16 protein-coding genes are annotated in these 19,130 nt (G+C 42.3%); 12 read left to right on the forward strand and 4 right to left on the reverse strand.

All coding sequences use genetic code 11. The features are described from left to right. Positions 1–168: 168 nt before the first annotated feature. A complete protein-coding gene (locus AC3CH4_RS16545; RefSeq protein ID WP_054547150.1) occupies positions 169–1,434 on the reverse strand; it encodes an HD-GYP domain-containing protein in 1,266 nt (421 codons plus the stop codon). 225 nt (positions 1,435–1,659) lie between these two features. On the opposite strand from AC3CH4_RS16545, the gene AC3CH4_RS16550 reads away from it, so the two are divergent. After that, positions 1,660–2,196 (forward strand): GNAT family N-acetyltransferase, encoded by a 537-nt coding sequence (locus AC3CH4_RS16550; RefSeq protein ID WP_488544060.1) that lies wholly within the window; start codon positions 1,660–1,662, stop codon positions 2,194–2,196. Between the two features lie 131 nt (positions 2,197–2,327). On the opposite strand, the gene AC3CH4_RS16555 is transcribed toward AC3CH4_RS16550, so the two are convergent. Together AC3CH4_RS16555 and AC3CH4_RS16560 are read right to left on the reverse strand one after the other, a co-directional pair. Continuing rightward, entirely contained in the window at positions 2,328–3,677 is a 1,350-nt protein-coding gene (locus AC3CH4_RS16555; RefSeq protein WP_054547151.1) for a sensor histidine kinase, read from the reverse strand. Then, the gene (locus AC3CH4_RS16560; RefSeq protein ID WP_065205833.1) at positions 3,670–4,359 is read right to left on the reverse strand and encodes a response regulator transcription factor; all 690 of its coding nucleotides are present in this window, start codon (positions 4,357–4,359) and stop codon (positions 3,670–3,672) included. Before AC3CH4_RS16560 ends, AC3CH4_RS16555 begins: the two co-directional genes overlap by 8 nt. 812 nt (positions 4,360–5,171) lie before the next feature. On the opposite strand from AC3CH4_RS16560, the gene AC3CH4_RS16565 reads away from it, so the two are divergent. The 8 genes from AC3CH4_RS16565 to AC3CH4_RS16600 all read left to right on the forward strand — a co-directional run bounded on the left by AC3CH4_RS16565 (position 5,172) and on the right by AC3CH4_RS16600 (position 14,620). Then, positions 5,172–7,178, forward strand: coding sequence for a putative bifunctional diguanylate cyclase/phosphodiesterase (locus AC3CH4_RS16565; protein ID WP_065205832.1), 2,007 nt, complete (start codon positions 5,172–5,174; stop codon positions 7,176–7,178). Positions 7,179–7,428: 250 nt separating this feature from the next. After that, positions 7,429–7,908 (forward strand): type II secretion system protein, encoded by a 480-nt coding sequence (locus tag AC3CH4_RS16570; protein ID WP_488544061.1) that lies wholly within the window; start codon positions 7,429–7,431, stop codon positions 7,906–7,908. A gap of 851 nt (positions 7,909–8,759) precedes the next feature. Continuing rightward, the gene (locus tag AC3CH4_RS16575; protein ID WP_488544062.1) at positions 8,760–10,505 is read left to right on the forward strand and encodes an EAL domain-containing protein; all 1,746 of its coding nucleotides are present in this window, start codon (positions 8,760–8,762) and stop codon (positions 10,503–10,505) included. Positions 10,506–10,727: 222 nt separating this feature from the next. Then, on the forward strand, positions 10,728–11,099 hold the full coding sequence (locus tag AC3CH4_RS16580; protein WP_488544063.1) for a GntR family transcriptional regulator: 372 nt from the start codon (positions 10,728–10,730) through the stop codon (positions 11,097–11,099). Continuing rightward, positions 11,096–11,950, forward strand: coding sequence for an ABC transporter ATP-binding protein (locus tag AC3CH4_RS16585; protein WP_473577785.1), 855 nt, complete (start codon positions 11,096–11,098; stop codon positions 11,948–11,950). Before AC3CH4_RS16580 ends, AC3CH4_RS16585 begins: the two co-directional genes overlap by 4 nt. Then, a complete protein-coding gene (locus tag AC3CH4_RS16590) occupies positions 11,950–12,807 on the forward strand; it encodes a hypothetical protein (protein WP_473577783.1) in 858 nt (285 codons plus the stop codon). The genes AC3CH4_RS16585 and AC3CH4_RS16590 overlap by 1 nt, the downstream gene beginning before the upstream one ends. Before the next feature lie 946 nt (positions 12,808–13,753). Further along, positions 13,754–14,041: a putative quinol monooxygenase gene (locus AC3CH4_RS16595; RefSeq protein ID WP_135458322.1), complete on the forward strand. Its 288-nt coding sequence runs from the start codon at positions 13,754–13,756 to the stop codon at positions 14,039–14,041. Further along, entirely contained in the window at positions 14,042–14,620 is a 579-nt protein-coding gene (locus AC3CH4_RS16600) for a nucleotidyltransferase family protein (protein WP_488544064.1), read from the forward strand. Positions 14,621–14,639: 19 nt separating this feature from the next. Here AC3CH4_RS16600 and AC3CH4_RS16605 read toward each other — a convergent pair whose 3' ends face one another. After that, a complete protein-coding gene (locus AC3CH4_RS16605) occupies positions 14,640–15,092 on the reverse strand; it encodes an NUDIX hydrolase (protein ID WP_016769103.1) in 453 nt (150 codons plus the stop codon). 291 nt (positions 15,093–15,383) lie between these two features. Here AC3CH4_RS16605 and AC3CH4_RS16610 point away from each other — a divergent pair, with 291 nt between their 5' ends. The 3 genes from AC3CH4_RS16610 to AC3CH4_RS16620 all read left to right on the forward strand — a co-directional run bounded on the left by AC3CH4_RS16610 (position 15,384) and on the right by AC3CH4_RS16620 (position 19,102). Then, positions 15,384–17,096, forward strand: coding sequence for an RluA family pseudouridine synthase (locus AC3CH4_RS16610; RefSeq protein ID WP_488544065.1), 1,713 nt, complete (start codon positions 15,384–15,386; stop codon positions 17,094–17,096). 155 nt (positions 17,097–17,251) lie between these two features. Beyond that, on the forward strand, positions 17,252–17,632 hold the full coding sequence (locus AC3CH4_RS16615) for a hypothetical protein (protein WP_488544066.1): 381 nt from the start codon (positions 17,252–17,254) through the stop codon (positions 17,630–17,632). 273 nt (positions 17,633–17,905) lie between these two features. Then, positions 17,906–19,102: a multidrug effflux MFS transporter gene (locus AC3CH4_RS16620; protein ID WP_488544067.1), complete on the forward strand. Its 1,197-nt coding sequence runs from the start codon at positions 17,906–17,908 to the stop codon at positions 19,100–19,102. Positions 19,103–19,130 lie beyond the last annotated feature (28 nt).

Consider the following 19,130-nt stretch of genomic DNA (forward strand, 5'->3'; position numbering starts at 1 on the left):
TTTCTGTTTCTGGTGCTTAGTCAATTATCTTTTAGCATGAATTGAAACGCATGGCTTGCCCATTCATGATTTACAGAAGGCATGGTTTACAAAAATGTATGGCTTACAAATGCATGACTAACAAGTGCATCACGCCAACGCCTCACAACCAATCAGCATTCACTAGCGTTAAAATGCGTACATTCTTTTATCAGTTGATAACTCGAAACAGTACTGTGCGTGTTTTTCAAGACATTCAAACACTTCTCTATCCAACTTATAGTTTTCAACATAGTCTCTCAAAATAGCCATCGTCTGTTCTAACGTCATACCAGCACGATAAGGACGTGATTGAGATAATGCTTGGAATACATCTACCACAGCGACGATCCGACTCGGTTGATCCAGCTCTTCCGCCGTTTTACCCATTGGGTAACCTGATCCATCTAACCTTTCATGATGATTGGATGCCCATTGACATACCTGAGGAGAACTAAACAGCTCTTGCAGTGCGAATCGAGTGTCCGTTGCGTGGCGTTTAATACAGCAATACTCCTCTTCGGTCAGCAAATCCGGCTTATGAAGAATGTCATTAGGTGTTTGCAGTTTGCCGATGTCATGAACTAGCCCGGCTAAATAGAGTTTACGCTGAGTTGTGTATGAATAACCCAACTGCTTGGCGAGATATTCAGAAAGCTGCCCGACTTTCAACGAATGCTTAAAAGTAAACGAACTTTTGGTATCTACAACATTGGCGATAAACTCGGCAAAGGCCACCGTCTCGTCCAGCGACATTTGCTGAGAGAAGAATGGCACAGGCTCAAAGTTATCCCTCATGTTCTCGATGTAAGGGATTTCCATCGAGAACCAAAAATCATCCAGATCGACCAGCTCACACATGTGTTGTACAAGGTTGGTTTCGAACATCTCATCCGCTTGTTCAGTCAAACGTTCAATAATGCTCGCTTTTCCATCTGGTGTTAAATTTCCATAACGATCAGAAGAGGTTATGCCGTATAGATAATCGACTCTGTCGGCAAGCATCACGATCGCGGCCAATTCTTTTTCTAACTCGCTGATATGAATCGCCTTTAACTCAGCCCACGGGGTATGATGATAAAGAACCGGCTTAGCGAATATAGAAAGAACTGGGCACTCTTTTAAGATTTGGTAGCCCTTCTGACAATGGTGATAGCTCGAGTCGGGCACAAACCCAGAAGTTAAGCTGAGCTGCTCATCAATTTGCGATACGCCACAGTCGTGAATTAACCCTAATGAGAACGCAAGTTGGGCCTGCTCTTCTTCCCACCCGACGCTCAGAGCACATCGATACGCGATATAACCTACCCTCTGCCCATGGTTTTTGCTTTCAAAACCGACGTTATCAAGCGCCTTAGCAATACCAAATAGAGCCTTTCTTAGGTCTACGGTTACCTCTTGGCAATGTTGATTCATTATTTAAGCCTAGCATTTTTATAGTTTTTATATATTTAGGCTGCTAATACTAATGCATAGCTAATGGTTATATACACAACTATTGTAAGGTTTAATGAGTTTCGTGATAGAACTAACGTATCACGAAAAATCCGTGCTACAAGTGGTTGCATATTGAAAATCATGCGACATTATAGCCTGCCGACCAAAAATCACTAAATCATCAGCCAAAAGAAAAGGAAAGACATGTTTAAAACGATTATCGATAACGAACTATCCATCGCATTGGTCGAAGAAAGCTTCGCTACCCATTACGCTGACTATTCACAAAGCCAAAATGAGTATCTTAGCCAGTGGTTAGCATGGCCACCGCACTGCAAAACAGAGCAAGATTTTAGGATTTTCATCCAACGCTCATTACACGATTATGCTGAAGGGAAAAGCATGACATGTGCCATCGTGTATCAAGGAAAGATCGTCGGTAACTGCAGCTTCAATACCATCGACCACAATACCAAGAAGGTAACGATTGGTTATTGGTTGTCACAGACTCAACAAGGCAAAGGCATCGTCACTCGTGTGGTTCAAAAACTGATTGATATTGCTTTCAATGAGTTAGATATGGAAAAGATTGAAATATCAGCCGCTACTGAGAACATGAGCAGCCGTAAAGTTTGTGAGCGCTTACATTTCACGTTAGAAGGTATTATAACTCGTAATGAGAACTTGAATGGCCGCATCGTAGACCACGCCATTTATGGTCTTCATCGCTCTAAACTCTAAGCTCTAAGCTCTAAGCTCTAAGCTCTAAGCAGTCACTATTATGTAAATGAGCATACTAAAAAGCCACGGTATTCGACCGTGGCTTTGTTATTTTACGAACCTAGAACCTAAGTAGCCCTCAGAGCGCCCAGTTATACGGTCTTAGGAATCACGATACTGAACTTAGCTCCACCATGGTTGCTGTCATCGATTTTGATATCCCAAGAAAGCTTTTTAGCCGCTGAAATCGCAATCGCGAGGCCTAACCCCAAACCACCCGTTGTTGAGGTTCTGCTTGAATCTAGACGGGAAAACGGAAGAAATACTTCATCACGACTGTCTTCTGGGATTCCAGAACCATTATCTTCAATAACCACTAGCCAATTTTCTGAATTCTCATCCAGTGTCATCCACACCTCATCGCGCGTGTAATTACCCGCGTTTTTGAGAATATTATCGAAGACCAAACGTGCCATTGAGCAGTCACACTTAATCTTGCAATCTTGCCCTACTTTGGATTCAAAGAGCACATTGTCTAACTGAGAGTAACGAATACGATCGAGACAGTACTCATGAAGATCAGAGGTCACTTTAACGAGCTCAAAGAATGAGTTATCCATGACATTCAACTTCGACAGCATGATAATTTCTGAAGTGAGATCGTTGATATCCTCAATGTAGGTATCAATATCATCGAAAAGCGCCTGATGATGGTCGGGAGCTCCCCTTCTTAGAATATCGGTCGCCAGTTGAATACGACTGAGCGGGGTGCGCACCTCATGTGGGATAGCTTGAGCAAAGATGTGGCTTTGTTTCACTTTGCTCTCGATCTCTTCCGCCATGAAGTTAAAGCTGCTGGCCAAATCTGACACTGGATGAATGTCGTCTAGATCAGAACGAGTACTGAGTTTCCCTCGACCAAACTGTTTTTGCTTCTCAACTAGCAACTCGATTCTTTCTTGAAAACGCCTCACAGGTAAGTAAACACTTGCGCCGATCGCGACAATAATGGCGAACAAAAGCCCGAGTAAAAAGTTTCTTTCTGAATCTTCATACCATTCAATTTCAGGAGAGAAAAAATCCCCTACCTCACTGAACGCGAAACTAAATTTAGAATTTGGAAGTTGAAACACCGCCGAGTACAGATCGTTATCACTGAGGTATATAGGTACACCATTTAAAGTGGTAAATAACTCGCATCGTTGGCAGGGAGCTTCTCCCGACCAATTATCTAGCAGTCGTAAATTGAAGATATAAAATTGTTGATAGCCTGTTCTATCGAGTTCTTTATACAGTGAATTATATTGATTGTGCTGACGGGTATACTGCTCAACGAAGTAAATACCATCATTTAGGAAAGTTTCGATCTCGGTTCTTCGCATGTGCCCTTCACCTAGGTTCACAAACAAAAAGATCGTTGCCGACATACCAACCACAATCCCAAGATACAATCGGGCAAACATCGAAACAGAACGAAGTTTCGCAGTCATGAACTTACGCAACCAGCATGTACCCCTTATTGCGAACCGTACGGATCAACTGTTTGTCTTTTGCGTGAATGCGTAGTTTTCGTCTTAAACCGGAAACTCGCATATCAATAGAACGATCATTAAAAGCATAATCAATCCCTCGAAATAACTGACAGCACTGGTCTCGAGTCACGACCTGACAGATGTTATTCACAAGAAGGTTTAAGATTTCAAACTCGGCAGAAGTAAGCTTAAGATTTTGCCCATACAGAGTGGCACTTTGAGCAATATTGTTGATCACAATATCGCATTGCTTTTCAGCCGTTTTTTCTGGCGCGATAGCAATAGGAGCAGCTCGACGTAATAACGCTTCAATTCGTGCCAACAAAGCATGGCCACGAATAGGCTTTGCAACGTAATCATCCGCGCCAAACTTAAATAAGCTTACCTCACTCATTTCATCGGCAGAGGCGGTCAACACTAAAATTATTCCATTGTAAAACTCTCGAGCCTGACGGCAAATTTGAGCGCCACTCATGCCTGGAAGCATCAAGTCCAACAGCACTAAATCAGGTTCAATACTGCGGATCGCTTCAAGTGCTAAATTCCCTTCATGAACAACGCTAACATCGTAGCCTTCAGCTTCTAGGTAAAGCGTAGTTAAACGAGCTATCTCTTGGTCATCTTCGACAATGAGCACTTTGGTTTTCGACATTCCTATCACCAGTATTTATTAAAAGCGAGGGCAGTATATATACTGCTCATATATCATCAATGTTGTGATTCGAGCCTCACTTTTACCGTACGCAAAACATTGTAATCACTTTTGTACATACACGTTTACAAAACGCAGTGCTTAACCACCAGTACGCCTTAGTTTAAGAAGGTTGGCCATCAATAACTCGCTATTCACGGTGTTTTAATTGCCTATACAACGCTTACGTTTGCTTTATTTTCTTACTCACACTTACATTTAAGGCATTTACAAAACCCAATCAAATAAACCCTCCAAATAGTAATGACTTGTCGGTTAATATCACTGACAAATGACATATTTATAGGTTTAAAATCCGAACATATCGTTCAACAGTCGAAAGAAAACGATTACGTTACCCACCAGCCAGTGTTTTGCATTTTCAGGGCCTCGGCAGGCGCTATTAAGCAATATCTTCTTCAAGTAATATTCATGAAATTGATAATTCGATCCAGCATTTGCTAATCACCACTACCACACAGGGTCCACTTTAAGATGAATAAACCGCTTTCACTGTTACTGACCAGCCCCCCTTTATTTTCAACGCAGTTATTAGCTGATAACAATAAACAAGAAATAGTGAATCCGATTCAAGCGCAGGCAAATTCTTGGATAAACATTCAGGTCGCGCCAAAAATAACATTCGTCAAAAGATGGGCTTCAACTGTGAGTTCTATAGCGCGCTCCTTTCTGTAGCACTTTTTTCTTCTTCAACACGGCTTTTAACGGCTGTTGAAGACCAGAATTCAATTTGATAAGCGCCTACTGAATGCATGAGTTCGGTAGGCACTGTTCGACCAACACATCAGTTCACCGAGTTCAATATGATGACCAATTATCAACCTTTCGAGCATCTCAAGTGTCCTATTTGGATATATGATATTGATAATAAAAGAATAACTTGGGCAAATAGTAACGCGCTCCCCCTCTGGGAGTCTGAGTCGATGTTTGAGCTGACATCACGTGACTTTAGTGTCGAGATGTCAAAAGCGATAGAAGCAACACTGGAAGAATACCAAAGACAATTTCTACGTAACGAAAGCATCAAAACATGGTGGAACTTCACGCCAAACCACATTTCCAAACGTGCATTATGCCTATTTTCTGGGATCCCATTGCCCGATGGTCGAACTGGGATGTTGGTACAAGTCATTGCCGAAGAGGGCAGCCTAAAGCACGACTTAGCTTGCTCTGATGGCGCAAATCTATCCCTTCTATTTGATAACTCGGGAGACGTAGTGAGCGCTAACTCCGCATTCTTTCAAAGCTATGGTTCACCGTTTAGTACCCTATCCGACTTCGTTTCAAGTGAAGAGGCAGCAGCACAATGGTTGTTTGCTGCGCGTAAAGGCCGCGAGATTTTAGAAGAAGTCAGCTGCGAAATAGATAACAAAATTCATCACTTTGACGTTCAAGGAAAATGGCTATTTGATAAAAGCGAGCTTCTGTTAAACCTCACCTGTACAACTAAACAGAAAGAGAAGTTGATCAAAGCCAGATACAACGCTGAGCACGACTGTTTAACTGAGCTTTACAATCGCCGCGGTATCACCAACCTTTTAGAAACCAGTATTGCCTATCGCTCGCCCTTTGAGTTGATGTTTGTCGACCTTGATGGCTTCAAATTGGTCAATGATACTTATGGACACAGTGTCGGTGACCAACTACTTAAGCAGGTTGGCGAACGTCTTAAACACCTCGTCGACGAAACGTGCATGATCGGTCGATTTGGTGGCGACGAATTCATTGTTATTGCCCACGCCTGCCGAAATCACAATATCCCGCTGCTCTGCTCTCGTATTATTGAAGCCTTGAACAAGAGTTTCCACATCAGAGGGATTGGCACCTTGTCTGTTGGTTGCAGCATCGGTACCGCTCATTTCCCTGATAATGCCGTCGATCAAGAGTCACTGCTCAAGCAAGCGGGTATGGCGATGCATATGGCCAAAACAAATGGACGAAATCGATTTCAAACTTTTACACCTTGTCTAGCACAAACCCTTCACCGCAAGGTAGAGATCCGTCATCGACTCACGCATGCCTTAGAGAATGACGACCTCAACCTTCATTACCAACCGATAATGAACACTAACAGCGACAAGGTGAAAGGATTTGAAGCCTTACTTCGATGGTCGGACGAAGAACTAGGTGACATAGCTCCTGACGAATTTATTACCTTAGCGGAGGAGAGTGGACAAATAGTTCCTCTCGGAAAATGGGTTCTCAATTCCGCACTCAAACAGTTATCGATGTGGCAACGAGAGTTTGATAATGAGTTGATGATGAGCATCAATATCTCGAGTATTCAGATGCACGCTACCTTTGCCGAACAGTTATTGGCAATGCTGAACTTCTACAACATCCAGCCTCAAAGCGTTGCCCTTGAAATCACGGAGTCTTCCATGATCTTCAAGCATGGTGAAGTCAGACAAGCATTAAGTGATATATCAAAATTAGGCGTAGAACTTCACCTTGATGACTTTGGCACAGGGTACTCCTCACTCTCAATGTTGCATGACTTGCCAATTAGCACCGTTAAACTCGATAAAAGTTTTGTCCATGGTTCGCACAAAGGGAGCAAAGCAATAGTCCAAGCCACTCATGCTATCTGCGATAAACTGGGGCTAAAAGTAGTTGCTGAAGGCGTCGAGACAGAAACGCAAAAAGCGTTCTTGATCGATTGTGGATACCAGTATCTTCAAGGGTTCTTGTTTAGTAAGCCCATCCCGTCAAATGAAGTCGAAAGACAATTTTTAACAGGTCGATTAATAGACATTTAAAAACCTATTTATCAATAAGTTAGAGTTTTTTAGCACTTCGTAGTCCAGAGAGTGATACCCACATCAACGCTTACGTATGCTTACATTGCGGCCAATAACGACAAGCCGAAGTTAAAGTATTGTTTATTATGCAATTATTGAGAACAATCAACCTGCAAGCCATATAACAGATATACCTACCTTCTGTAATGGCTTTGGTATTTAGATTACCCTCAAGCAGCCCCTCAATCAGATCAAATAATCGGTAAATATGAGAAGACAAAACGGCTTCACTCTCTTAGAACTTATCATCGCAGTCTTAATTTTAGCTATCCTGTCTACCACGGCTATGGTCAAGTTCTTAAACGTTCAAGGAAGCGCCCGTGCGAGTAAAATACACGACGTAGCGGGTAACCTACGTACCGGTATCGATATGATCTACGCCAAGTCTGCGATTGCTGGCGTTGAGGGAGAGTGCAACTATGTAGAAAAAACGGAAATTGAAACCTACTACGTCTGTCATGGCTACCCAATAGCTTATGTGGATTCACTAAGAAGACTGCTCAATATCGACAGAACAGAGCTTCACGTGATCAACAAAGAAGTCGATCCTGGTAGCAATGCCGAAAGAGTAGCAGCTATCTCTTTTGACGCAGATAACTACACCTATTCACCTGAAGGTAACTTTTGTCAGGTACTCTATCAACCAGAAAAAGAACCTCAAATCGTCGTACTTGATGGCGCATGTTAAATACTCAACGATTTTACTCATTCAGAAGTTAGAGCTAAACCATCGAGACAGCTCTTTGAATATCATGTGGTTACGATAAATTTGTTCAAAAATAATACGAATAGGGTTAAGTTGTTGCTACTTACATCTTTAAGTGCTGTTTACGTTATAACATGAACTTAATTCATATCTTATTTTTTATAATTAGCCTGTAAAGATCTACATAGGTGCATTTCTGATATAGATATCAACAGTGTTTTGGTTAAACACCTTTCGTAAATAGATAGTTATAAATATATAATTATAAATAGCATCTTCGTGCTATCTAAAACTTCCCACCTAAAGATTTCATTATTTAATAATACGTAATAATACAAATAAAGCAGACTCAAAATACAATATTATCAATTCCATCATCTAGCCATATAATTCAATTACTAAAATCATGTCTTAATTATGTTGTAATTAATATTACATAAATTGACATAATCTAAGTTTATCCTGAAAAATTCTGATAAATCTCACACATCAATAAACCGAATGAATACCATCAAAAGCTACATTAGAAACCTCTAAATCCAGTAGCTAAATCTTCCACATAGAAGCGGTGAAATGGATAAATACCAAAACAAATGGATAAATCCCTTTTATCCCTTGTAAATCATTGGCTTTCATTTATAAATTCAACTTTTGGATGAACATCTCCATAACCTTTCATTCAAGCCCAAATTCTGCGATTAGTATCAACATCTTAAGAGAAGATGGTGACATTTTGGTTATATTATTTGGAAAGGACTCTTAGGTTGAATGAAAATCCCAGCCAATACACATCAATCACATAAATATAATAACTGTCGCTTAGGAGTTGAGCCATGCACTGTTCTTTCAATATAAACAACAATAATGAGAGCTTGCAACTGATCTACAATGAAGAAAAGATATATATCAAGAACAACAGCAATAAGATATCAGAGGAAAGTCTTAATAGTAAAGAGAGTTTTGTATTCAAATACCTTATTGAGCACTCATCAATATCTAACCCTCAATCTGCACGAGATGTTGAAGAGTCTTTTAAATTACATTTTGATGAAGAGTTTAGTTTGTATGCATTAAAAAACATCATCGCCTCAATAAGAAAGAAATATCGAAACTTATGTAAAAAAGCAAAGATAGATAATAATAGCGAACTTATCTCTAACCTTTATAAGGTGGGTTACTTCATCGATCTCGATAAGAGCTCTACAAACTGCGTCGCACCAAAGTACGACATCAATCAATTCAAGCCCAGTCAGATAGAAATGTTGAAAATGATGTTCAACACCTATCATAGAGAACTGATTAAGGCTCTGATAACCGTGTTTACCGTCTCTTCATTTTTCCTCTTCGTTGTCTACTTTTTCCAAATCCTTTATACGACGAAGATTGCTGATGAATACAGCGAAAACACCAAACATATTGCTGAAGAAATCATGCTCTATGGTTGCGATAACCAAGGGGCTGTGCACTCATTAAGGCATTCACTCAACTTAGATTCTGTCATCATGACTACGTCTTATGGTTCATGTTATATCTCCAAAACACGCTCGAAAATGGTAGACCTTGATCAAGTTGATGACTTTTACGATAGTACCGATTTCGCTTATTCACGCTTCGTAGATACTAAGCGTGACATTGACCTTACGGTGCGTATTTCTACACGCTCTATTGAAGCTCGATACAAGAACTCACTATTGCCGCTGTTAGTCGACTCGGTCTCGATCCAGAAGAATGGTTATTACATTCTGAACCTAGGTGAAGAAAGTAAAGCTATCTATCAAACACCACTGCCAACCGGTGCAACCATTGCCTTTTACAGTGACGATATTGTCGTACTGTGGACTGCGCTTTCTCTGATTCTCGCCACACTGCTTTATCGCTCCTATATTCTGGGCTTTATGATCTACCTGTTTCGTTGGAAACACATCTCCTTTGAAGAAGAGCCCATCATCAACACCGAAGACAACAGCGTTCTGTATTACGAGTTGCTATCTCGAGTTCGTAACGTCGGCGTTTTAAGCTTCATCAACACCATGAGACGCACCAATTTACTCACCTTTCACACTATCTTGCTCATCGAGACGGTCAGAAAAGCCAAATTACACAACAGCCATGAGATCTATGGTGTCAACGTGTGTCCGAGCGCTTTGGTGGGGTCGAACTTCGCAAGGCTCAGAGAGCATTTGGCCGCGATGGAAGCGAATGAATTTGTCGTCGAGATTACTGAATATTCGAATATTGGCTATGGATGTGAGGTTATCGATAACATTAAGGATATCAAAAAGCTTGGTATCACTATCGCTCTGGATGACTTTGGCACGGGCAATAACAACATCGAAATCATCAATATTATCTCTCCGGCCTATCTAAAACTGGATCGTTGCTTTGTTAAGGATATCGAGTCAGGAGAGCACCATCAGGGTGTATTGCTTAATATCTCTGAGATTGGACGCTTATCAAATATCACGATGATTTATGAAGGTGTCGAGACGCGCAGGCAACAATATATCTTGTGTCAGCTAGGCTACAACTTACATCAAGGCTATCTGTATAGCCGGCCCAATGACTCAGAGGAGCAATAGGCCCCCCTAACAGAAATCTTGACGAGCAACCATTTCCTATTCAAATAATCATCGCTCATACAGCTGCTTGAAAGCCCACAAGGACGTAGGCTTCAAGTACCCTCCCCGCCAAACATGCTTTATCCAAATGTAAAAATATCCGATCCATTTTCATAAAACCCTTGCCAATTCGAATAAAAAGGTTAGTGTTATACACATGTATATCACCATGCAGTTTTAATTATGACCGAATGGAAAGACGATCAACCGATCTTTAGGCAGCTTGCTACAAAGATCAGCGACCAAATTCTTCAAGGTGTTTGGTTAGAGCAACAAGCGTTACCTTCAGTGCGTGCGGTTGCCGCTGATCTCAAGATCAACCACCTTACTGTCATGAAAAGCTATCAGTTATTGGTGGATGAAGACTTGGTAGAGAAAAAGCGCGGCCAAGGCATGTATGTGGCTGAAGGGGCACTTCAAAAATTGAAAGAGTCTGCACACCAATCATTCATCAACACGCAGATCCCAGCCATCGCTGAGACGCTAAGCATCATTGATATGAGTGTCGAAGAACTCGTGAAACAGCTAGCACAACATATAAAGGACAAGTCATGAGTACTTTACTTTCAGTGAAAAACGTAACCAAAACCTATTCGAACCAAGTGGGTGTCGAGAACATCAACTTCGAGTTAAAGCCAGGGCAAGTACTTGGGCTTCTGGGCCACAATGGCGCGGGCAAATCGACATTGATCAAATCATTGCTTGGTGGCCACAACTATCAAGGTGAGATTGAAGTAAACGGCTACCACCCTATCCACCAGCACGCTGAGCTCATGCAGCATTTATCGTATATTTCAGATGTTAACGTGTTACCAGAGTGGATGACCGTTAAACAACTGCTTCGATACACACAAGGTGTACACCCTAGCTTCAACAAACAAAAAGCAGAACAGACGTTAAGCAGCACCAACATTAAGCTCTCTTCTAAGATCAAACAGCTTTCTAAAGGGATGAAAGTTCAACTTCATCTCGCGATCATCATCGCGACTGACACTCAAGTGTTGATATTAGATGAGCCAACGCTGGGCTTAGATTTGCTGTACCGCGATACTTTTTATCGCCACCTACTAGAATGGTTCCACGACGGTGAACGCGCCATGATCATTGCGAGCCATGAGGTTTCAGAAATTGAACACCTATTAACGGATGTACTGATTTTGAAGCAAGGTCATTGTGTACTACAAAAGAGCATGGAAGACATCGAGCACGACTATTTCATTATCGAAGTCGCAAACAACCATTCAAGCGAGATACAGAAACTTAACCCACTCACCTCTCAGCCTGGGTTAGGGACGACTAAGTGGCTATTAGAAGGTCAATACAAAGCGCAGGTTGAATCACTGGGTAACATCTATAACGTTGGTCTCGCAGATCTATTCCTTGCAACACAGACGGAGAAGGCATAATGCATCCAAGTTTTTACATGCTAGAAAAAGAACTCATCGAGCATAAAGTTAACACTCGATTGCCTTTGTTTGTCGCATTATGTGGTTTCTTACTGTTCGTTGGTCTGTTCTTTAATGGCGCAGCGCAACATGAGTTTTTCTTCGAAATGCAAGTGAACGGTGACGTGAGCGACATCCACAGAGAGTTCGCACAAGATCTCAACTCAGTGATTTACTTCGGCGCGGGCCTTGTTTCACTGATCCTGTCGACGCTATATATCCCTAAAACGCTACGTAAAGAACGCCAAGAAGGCAGTTCAATGTTTTGGAGAAGTATGCCGGTATCCAACGCAATGACTCACGGCGTGAAGCTAGGCTTCGGTTTAGTGGTTATTCCGGCTATCTGTGCGTTGTTAGTGCTGTTCGCAGATTTTCTATTCTGGATACTGAACGTCTCAAGTGAGCAACAACTGGCACTATTGGTTGAGCAGCAATCTCTGTTTTATGTGCTGAGTAACTGGGTCGTGTTTTTTGGAAGAATGATGTTAGTTGCACTGGTTTTATTGCCACTGGCAACTGTCACTCTAGCTATTTCGCAGCTGGTGAACTCTCCATTGCTTGTCATTTTCATCTCAAGCTATGCGATTAAGTTCCTCTCTGTCGCCGTGTTTGGGTTCTATGGCATCAATGACTTCCTATCTCTCATCGCGTCATTACCAATGAATGTGCTCATAGCAAGCAACCCATTAAGTGCGATTGCAGAAGCGCCGATTTTATCTCTAGGTATTTACGCACTGATCGGTGTTGGTGGTTATCTACTGAGCCTTAAATTGAATAGAACGGACGATGTAAACTTGAAGACGTTGTTCCAACGATAGAGTCATCTATCCTGATCGGATAACATCAGATATCAAAATCTAAAATCAAAGCTTCTGAGAAATCGGGAGCTTTTTTATTGACTGGCATTTTTTCAGACGCAATTCTTTTCAAGTTTTTGTCGTTTTCATGTGCTTTTCAATTTTCAAGATAGGTTTAATCACTGAGACAAAAGTGCAGATCGAGTTGGTTTGGGAAAACTGAGTAAGGTAGAGATAACTAGGGGGTATTAATGAGCTGACATTGAATTGCATTATTATTAATGCCTGTCAGCTCTTTGGGGGATGATTTCTTTAGTCGCCGACCAGATGAAGGTCCTTGAGAGTGCTAATGAAATCGATTTGTTGCGTTTTACATTTGATTAAGCTTTTAAGCTTTATGATTTAAAGCTTATTTCTTTGAAGCTTCTTTCGCTGTGTCTTTCCAGTATTGGATACGAACGCGATGAAGCTGTGCTCTTCTCATTTTTTTCATAAGGGATATTTCCTTTTCTTTAACTGCTCTTCATGAGCTATTTTTATTGCCAACCATTCGAATCTAACGGTGTTTGATGTCCAGATCAATGATACAAATCACAAAATTTATAGAGTTTTGAGTACCATTTACATTAAAGTATGACCTAGTTATCAACTATGGCTCAATTTAATATCTTAAGCCGTTGTTCGAGATTTAGATTAGTTCTCTCAGATGACAAATTCATTTCAGTATCAATACAGTTCAATGATACGTATTTAATAGACCGGACCAACGCGGATTTAGTTCCAACGTCTTATTTTTTATTGCTCACATCGCCTCTAAAGTTACACCGTAACCAATACTGTATTCAATGCGAACAAATAATCGCCACATTAGCCTATACGTCACAACATCAAAATGGGATTATGTTTGTAACGGATAGAGCTTTTGATAGAAAAAAGCCGTAATGAATAAAATTAAATGGACGTAATTATGAGTAAAGTAATTCTGCAAGGGCATATTCTAGTGCCAGACAAAGACCTCGAAGCCGTCACACAAGCCTTGGTTGTACACAAAGAACTGACACTGGAAGAACCTGGTTGTATCGTGTTTCGAGTCAGTCAAAGCACACTTCAACCTCATCGTTTTGAAGTGTATGAAGAATTCGTCAGTAGAGAGGCATTCGAAGCCCATCAACAGCGCGTAAAAGCTTCTGAGTGGGGTGACATCTCCAAGAACGTGACTCGTCATTATCAAATAACCGACGTTACCACCTCATAAATGTCCGAGCCATTCGCTAACAGCGTTGTCAGGTTGACCAAACAAGATCCCTTGCGAATGCAGATTTTAGAGTGTGTATATCAACTGGGTTTGCCACAGTGCTATGTTGCTGCTGGCTTTGTGAGAAACCTCATTTGGGATCACCTACATGGTTATTCCTCCCCGACGCCACTCAATGACATTGATGTGATCTACTTTGATCCCATTGATACCTCCTACGAATCGGGTCTTCGATACGAGGATCTGCTTAAACAACGGTTACCTGAACTGAATTGGCAAGTTCGCAATCAAGCCTGCATGCACACCAGAAATGGGGATGAACCTTACCAAGGCTCATTGGGTGCGATGAGTTATTGGCCAGAGAAAGAGACAGCGGTTGCCATACAGCAAAGTCTCACTGGGGAGATCGAATGTATTTCTGCTTTTGGTTTAAAGAGCTTGTTTGATTTAAAAATCACACCGAACCCTAATCGCAGTCGCGCCGTGTTTGATCAACGAGTTCAGTCTAAGAACTGGCTAACTCATTGGCCCAAGTTAACGATTAGTCACAGTGAACTAGCTTTCGAATTCAAACGCTAAAGTCATTGACTAAATCGAGCTAATTCAATTTCACTCGGTAAAGCGGATTGACTGGCTTATCGACAAAATACGACCAGATATGATCGTAGACAGCATGTTGGTTGGGGAATGGCGCTAACGCTTTTGCCTCTTCTAAATTGCACCAACGGTACTCCGTATGCTCGTCATTCAGTTCAATCGCTTGGTTGGGTGGGCATAGCACCGCAAACACAGGGATGAGCTGAATCACATTAACGTGCGCTTCGTAAAACTGCTCCAGAAACTGCGCGTTATACAAGGCTTCCACTTTAATTTGGGTCTCTTCTTCAAACTCGCGCACGATAGCCTGCCAGCCTGTTTCACCGGCTTCAATCGAGCCTGCGACATGGCACCAAAACTCGCCCTTCACACGCTTCATTAGTAGCATTTTCATTTGTCCGTCGATCTCTGAAATAGCGACACCAGATACAATCGAAGTATTGAGTGGAATCATAACGTTACCTTAGGTTGAACAAGAGGGCGGCAAGGCTACCACCCTTCGTTTGTGAAGTTACCTTCTATGATTAAAAACGAGAAGTTACTCATCAATTAATGAAGTTCAAGCCATAGCTCATGGGTTCCGTGTTAACCGTCTCGCTTAGCTATCCAGTAATAGAACCATTTCTTATTTGAGGCGCTTTTCGATAAAGAGTAGAATCGCCGCCTCATACTGTGTTTAAAGTCTCTAAACATACACAGTAGACTCACAACCATTTATCACCACGATATAAGTATTAAGACGACTATGCACTCATCAAAATCAACGCACGACTCAGATAACAGCCACACACCTGAGCATTGCTTCACCCGCTTTCAACAGCCGATCGAGTCGTATTCGTTGCCAGAGCGTTTCACCTTCCCGTTCTATTACGAACCGCATCCACTGTGTGAAATCGCCTCTCGTCAGCTTCAACAATATCTAGAAACGCAAACCGATTGGCAACATGACTTCGGGCTAGATTCTGACGCTGGTCGCGGCAAAATGTTTGGTGTGTTACTGGTGAAAAGCCCTGAAGGTGAATTGGGTTACTTCTCTGCTTTCTCAGGTAAAATCGCCGACCAAAACCTACTGCCTCACTTTGTGCCGCCCGTATTCGACATGCTGAGCAGCGACAGCTTTTTCCATCAAGATACGGCCGATATGATGGCTGTAAACGCTGAGTTTAAAGCGCTGCAAGCAAATACTGAATACCTTGATTTGTGCGAACAACTTGCGCAGCAAAAAGCGCAAGCTGAGCAAGAGATTGAAGCTCAACGTCTATTGATTATTGAAGGCCGAAAAACACGTAAAGAACAACGTGAACAAGGCAAAGAAAACCTTGATGAGCAAGCTTTCGAACAGCTAAATAACGAGCTAAACAAGATCAGTGTTGCCGACAAAAATCAGCAGAAATATCTTAAGCTCAACTGGGAACAAATTCTGAATGAACTGCAAACTAAAGTTGATGTGTTCACCACTCAACTGGCAGAACTCAAAGAGCAAAGAGCACACCTTTCTCATCAGCTTCAGCACAAACTGTTTTCACAATACGCTTTCCAGAATGCGGAAGGAAACATTGAGGATCTAAACCAAATCTTTGAAGACACGCCAAACAAGATACCACCAGCGGGTTCTGGCGAATGTGCCGCTCCAAAGCTGCTACAATACGCGTATTTGAACGGTTACACACCGCTGGCATTAGCTGAATTTTGGTGGGGCCGCTCTCCAAAGTCTGAAATCCGTAAGCACAAGAAATACTACGCCTCTTGCCAAAGTAAGTGTGTACCGATTTTAGGCCATATGATGAAAGGTCTAGAAGTCGATCCAAACCCATTGCTAGAGAACCCAGCAGAAGGAAAAGAGCTGGATATTCTGTTCCAAGATGAGCACATTGTTGTAGTACACAAACCAGCAGGTTTTCTATCCGTGCCGGGTAAAAACATTAAAGACTCGGCCTACACACGCGTTCAAGAAATGCACCAAGATGTTGAAGGGCCATTTGTTATCCACCGTTTGGATATGGCGACCTCTGGCATTCTGATATTTGCTTTAACACGACGTGCGAACAAAAGCTTACAGAAGCAGTTCATTACTCGTGAAGTTGAGAAGCGATATGTCGCAATGATTGAAGGTGTGCTAGACCAAGATGAAGGCTACATTCGACTGCCATTGCGTGGTGACTTGTATGACCGCCCTCGTCAGATTGTTTGCTTCGAACACGGCAAGCCTGCAGAAACCAAATGGGAAGTGATTGAGCGAAACGAACAAACCACTAAGGTTTACCTGCACCCTAAAACAGGCCGTACACACCAGTTACGTGTTCACTGTTCACACCAAGAAGGGCTTAACATGCCTATCGTGGGTGATGGCCTATATGGTAATAAAGCCGACCGACTGCACCTACACGCAGAAAGACTTGCACTGCACCACCCAGTCACCAAAGAGTGGATGGAGTTCCAGTTCGACGCTGAATTCTAAAATCTCTCATTAGTACCGAGCTTTAAAAAAGGAGTCACACCGCTTGTGGCTCCTACCTCTTTTGGGTATATCTCCACGCTTATTGCACTACATCAAGATTCACTTTGTTGTGAAGAGTAGCATGCCCACCTTCTTCTCTCCTTGAGGCCTTTGATATGTCATCAGCTGCTTTGAATTTGCCCCACAACACACAAACTTCTTCTTTGATAACTGCGCAAGCACCAAGCTTGAAACCACTAGCAACCAAAAAGCCTAATCTAAATTTGGCAATGCTAAGCTTAATTGAAGAAGTTAAAAACGAACTCCCACTTTACGAATCGGAGACGTTTATCTGTGGGCCAAAAGGAAACTGCTCGGGTTGCTCTAAGAAACTACTAGAGATGGTCGACAGTGAGTTAATGTATTGGGAGCACAGTATTTCCATTGGCCAAGGCCCCAACTTCGAGGAACTGCGCCGCTTTGGTAAGCTTTGCAGCAGCGTTCGACGTGGTTTAGAGCGTAACGGTTTAGTCGAAAAACGCCCAAAGAAAAGATAACAAGCCAAATCGATAATCATTACAATGTGTCGTTGGCGATCACAAGCCACCCTGCTACTAACTGATTGAACTCGTTAGCTATAAAAGTAATAATGTTTTGTAATACAATTCAGTGCGCAGACCGACTTCGTAGATTCGAACTCATAGAGATAAGCTCATCGATACTTTCACCATATTCTTGAACGACTCTATCCTTCTTGTCTGACGTGCCTAGCCTTCTGTATATCAATATCACATCAATTAGAAACCTACCTTGGACAACGGAGAGCCACCTTGAAGAGACCACAACCAGTACTGGGAAAGACCGGTATGCTATTTTTTCTCGTCATAATAAGTGCTTTCCCTCCATTGACTATCGACCTTTACTTACCTGCGCTTCCGCAGATGGTCGAGGTGTTTAATACTGATCGATCCATGGTCAACCTAACCCTGAGCAGCTACTTCGTTACTTACGCCATCGGTCTTTTGTTCTGGGGGCCGCTCAGCGAAAAATTTGGTCGTAAGCCGATCCTATTGATTGGATTAGCGGGCTATATGGTCGCGAGCATATTGTGCGCGATGACCAATAGCATCGAACAGTTGATTGGTGCTCGTGTATTCCAAGCCTTTGCGGGCAGTGCCATCACCGTTATCGCGACTGCCATTGTAAAAGATCTTTATGACGGCCGAGAACGTGAAAAGATCATGGCGACTATCATGTCACTGGTGATCATCGCACCAATGGTTGCGCCTGTGTTTGGCGCTTTTTTACTGAAAATTGCGTCTTGGCGAATGATGTTTGTCACGCTCGCCATTTTTGGTGCATTTGCGTCAGTATTGGCTTGCTGCTACAGAGAAACTCTCGAAAACAAATACCAAGGTTCCATATTCCGCTCATGGGGAAGAATGGGCGTGGTCATGAAAAACCGCTCGTTCGTCAAGCTGCTGATCATTTTCTCTATCATACCGATGGCGTTGATGGGCTTTCTTGCGGCGGGTTCTTATATCTACATCGATCACTTTGGATTGACCGAACAACAGTTTAGTTACGCGTTCGCATTCAATGCATTGTGCGCCTCATTTGGTCCAACAATTTACATGAAGTTGTCCTACCGAATGCCGGTTCAAAAGGTCATCTCAGGATGTTTTGCTTTATTAGCGCTTGCGGGAATCTTCACTCTAACCATTGGCGACCTATCCCCTTGGTTCTTCATGTTCATCGCTGCACCAGCGACATTAATGGCGATTATCATGCGAGTACCGGGTACCAACTTGATGTTGAATCAACAAGATCATGACACGGGCTCTGCCGTCGCACTGATACAGTTCTTCAGCATGATTTGTGGTTCGCTTGGCATGGTGTTGGTTTCAATCCGCCCAGATTCACTGATTGAAAACCTAGGCTTTATTCAATTATCCGTCGGTACGTTAGGCGGCCTGATGTGGCTAATGATCAGAAACAAAGAGTTCGTGACTAATAAGCTGAATTAGGCGCATCCAAAATAACTAAGTTTGTACT

The sequence above is a fragment of the Vibrio sp. QJM3NY_26 genome, assembly GCF_057786005.1.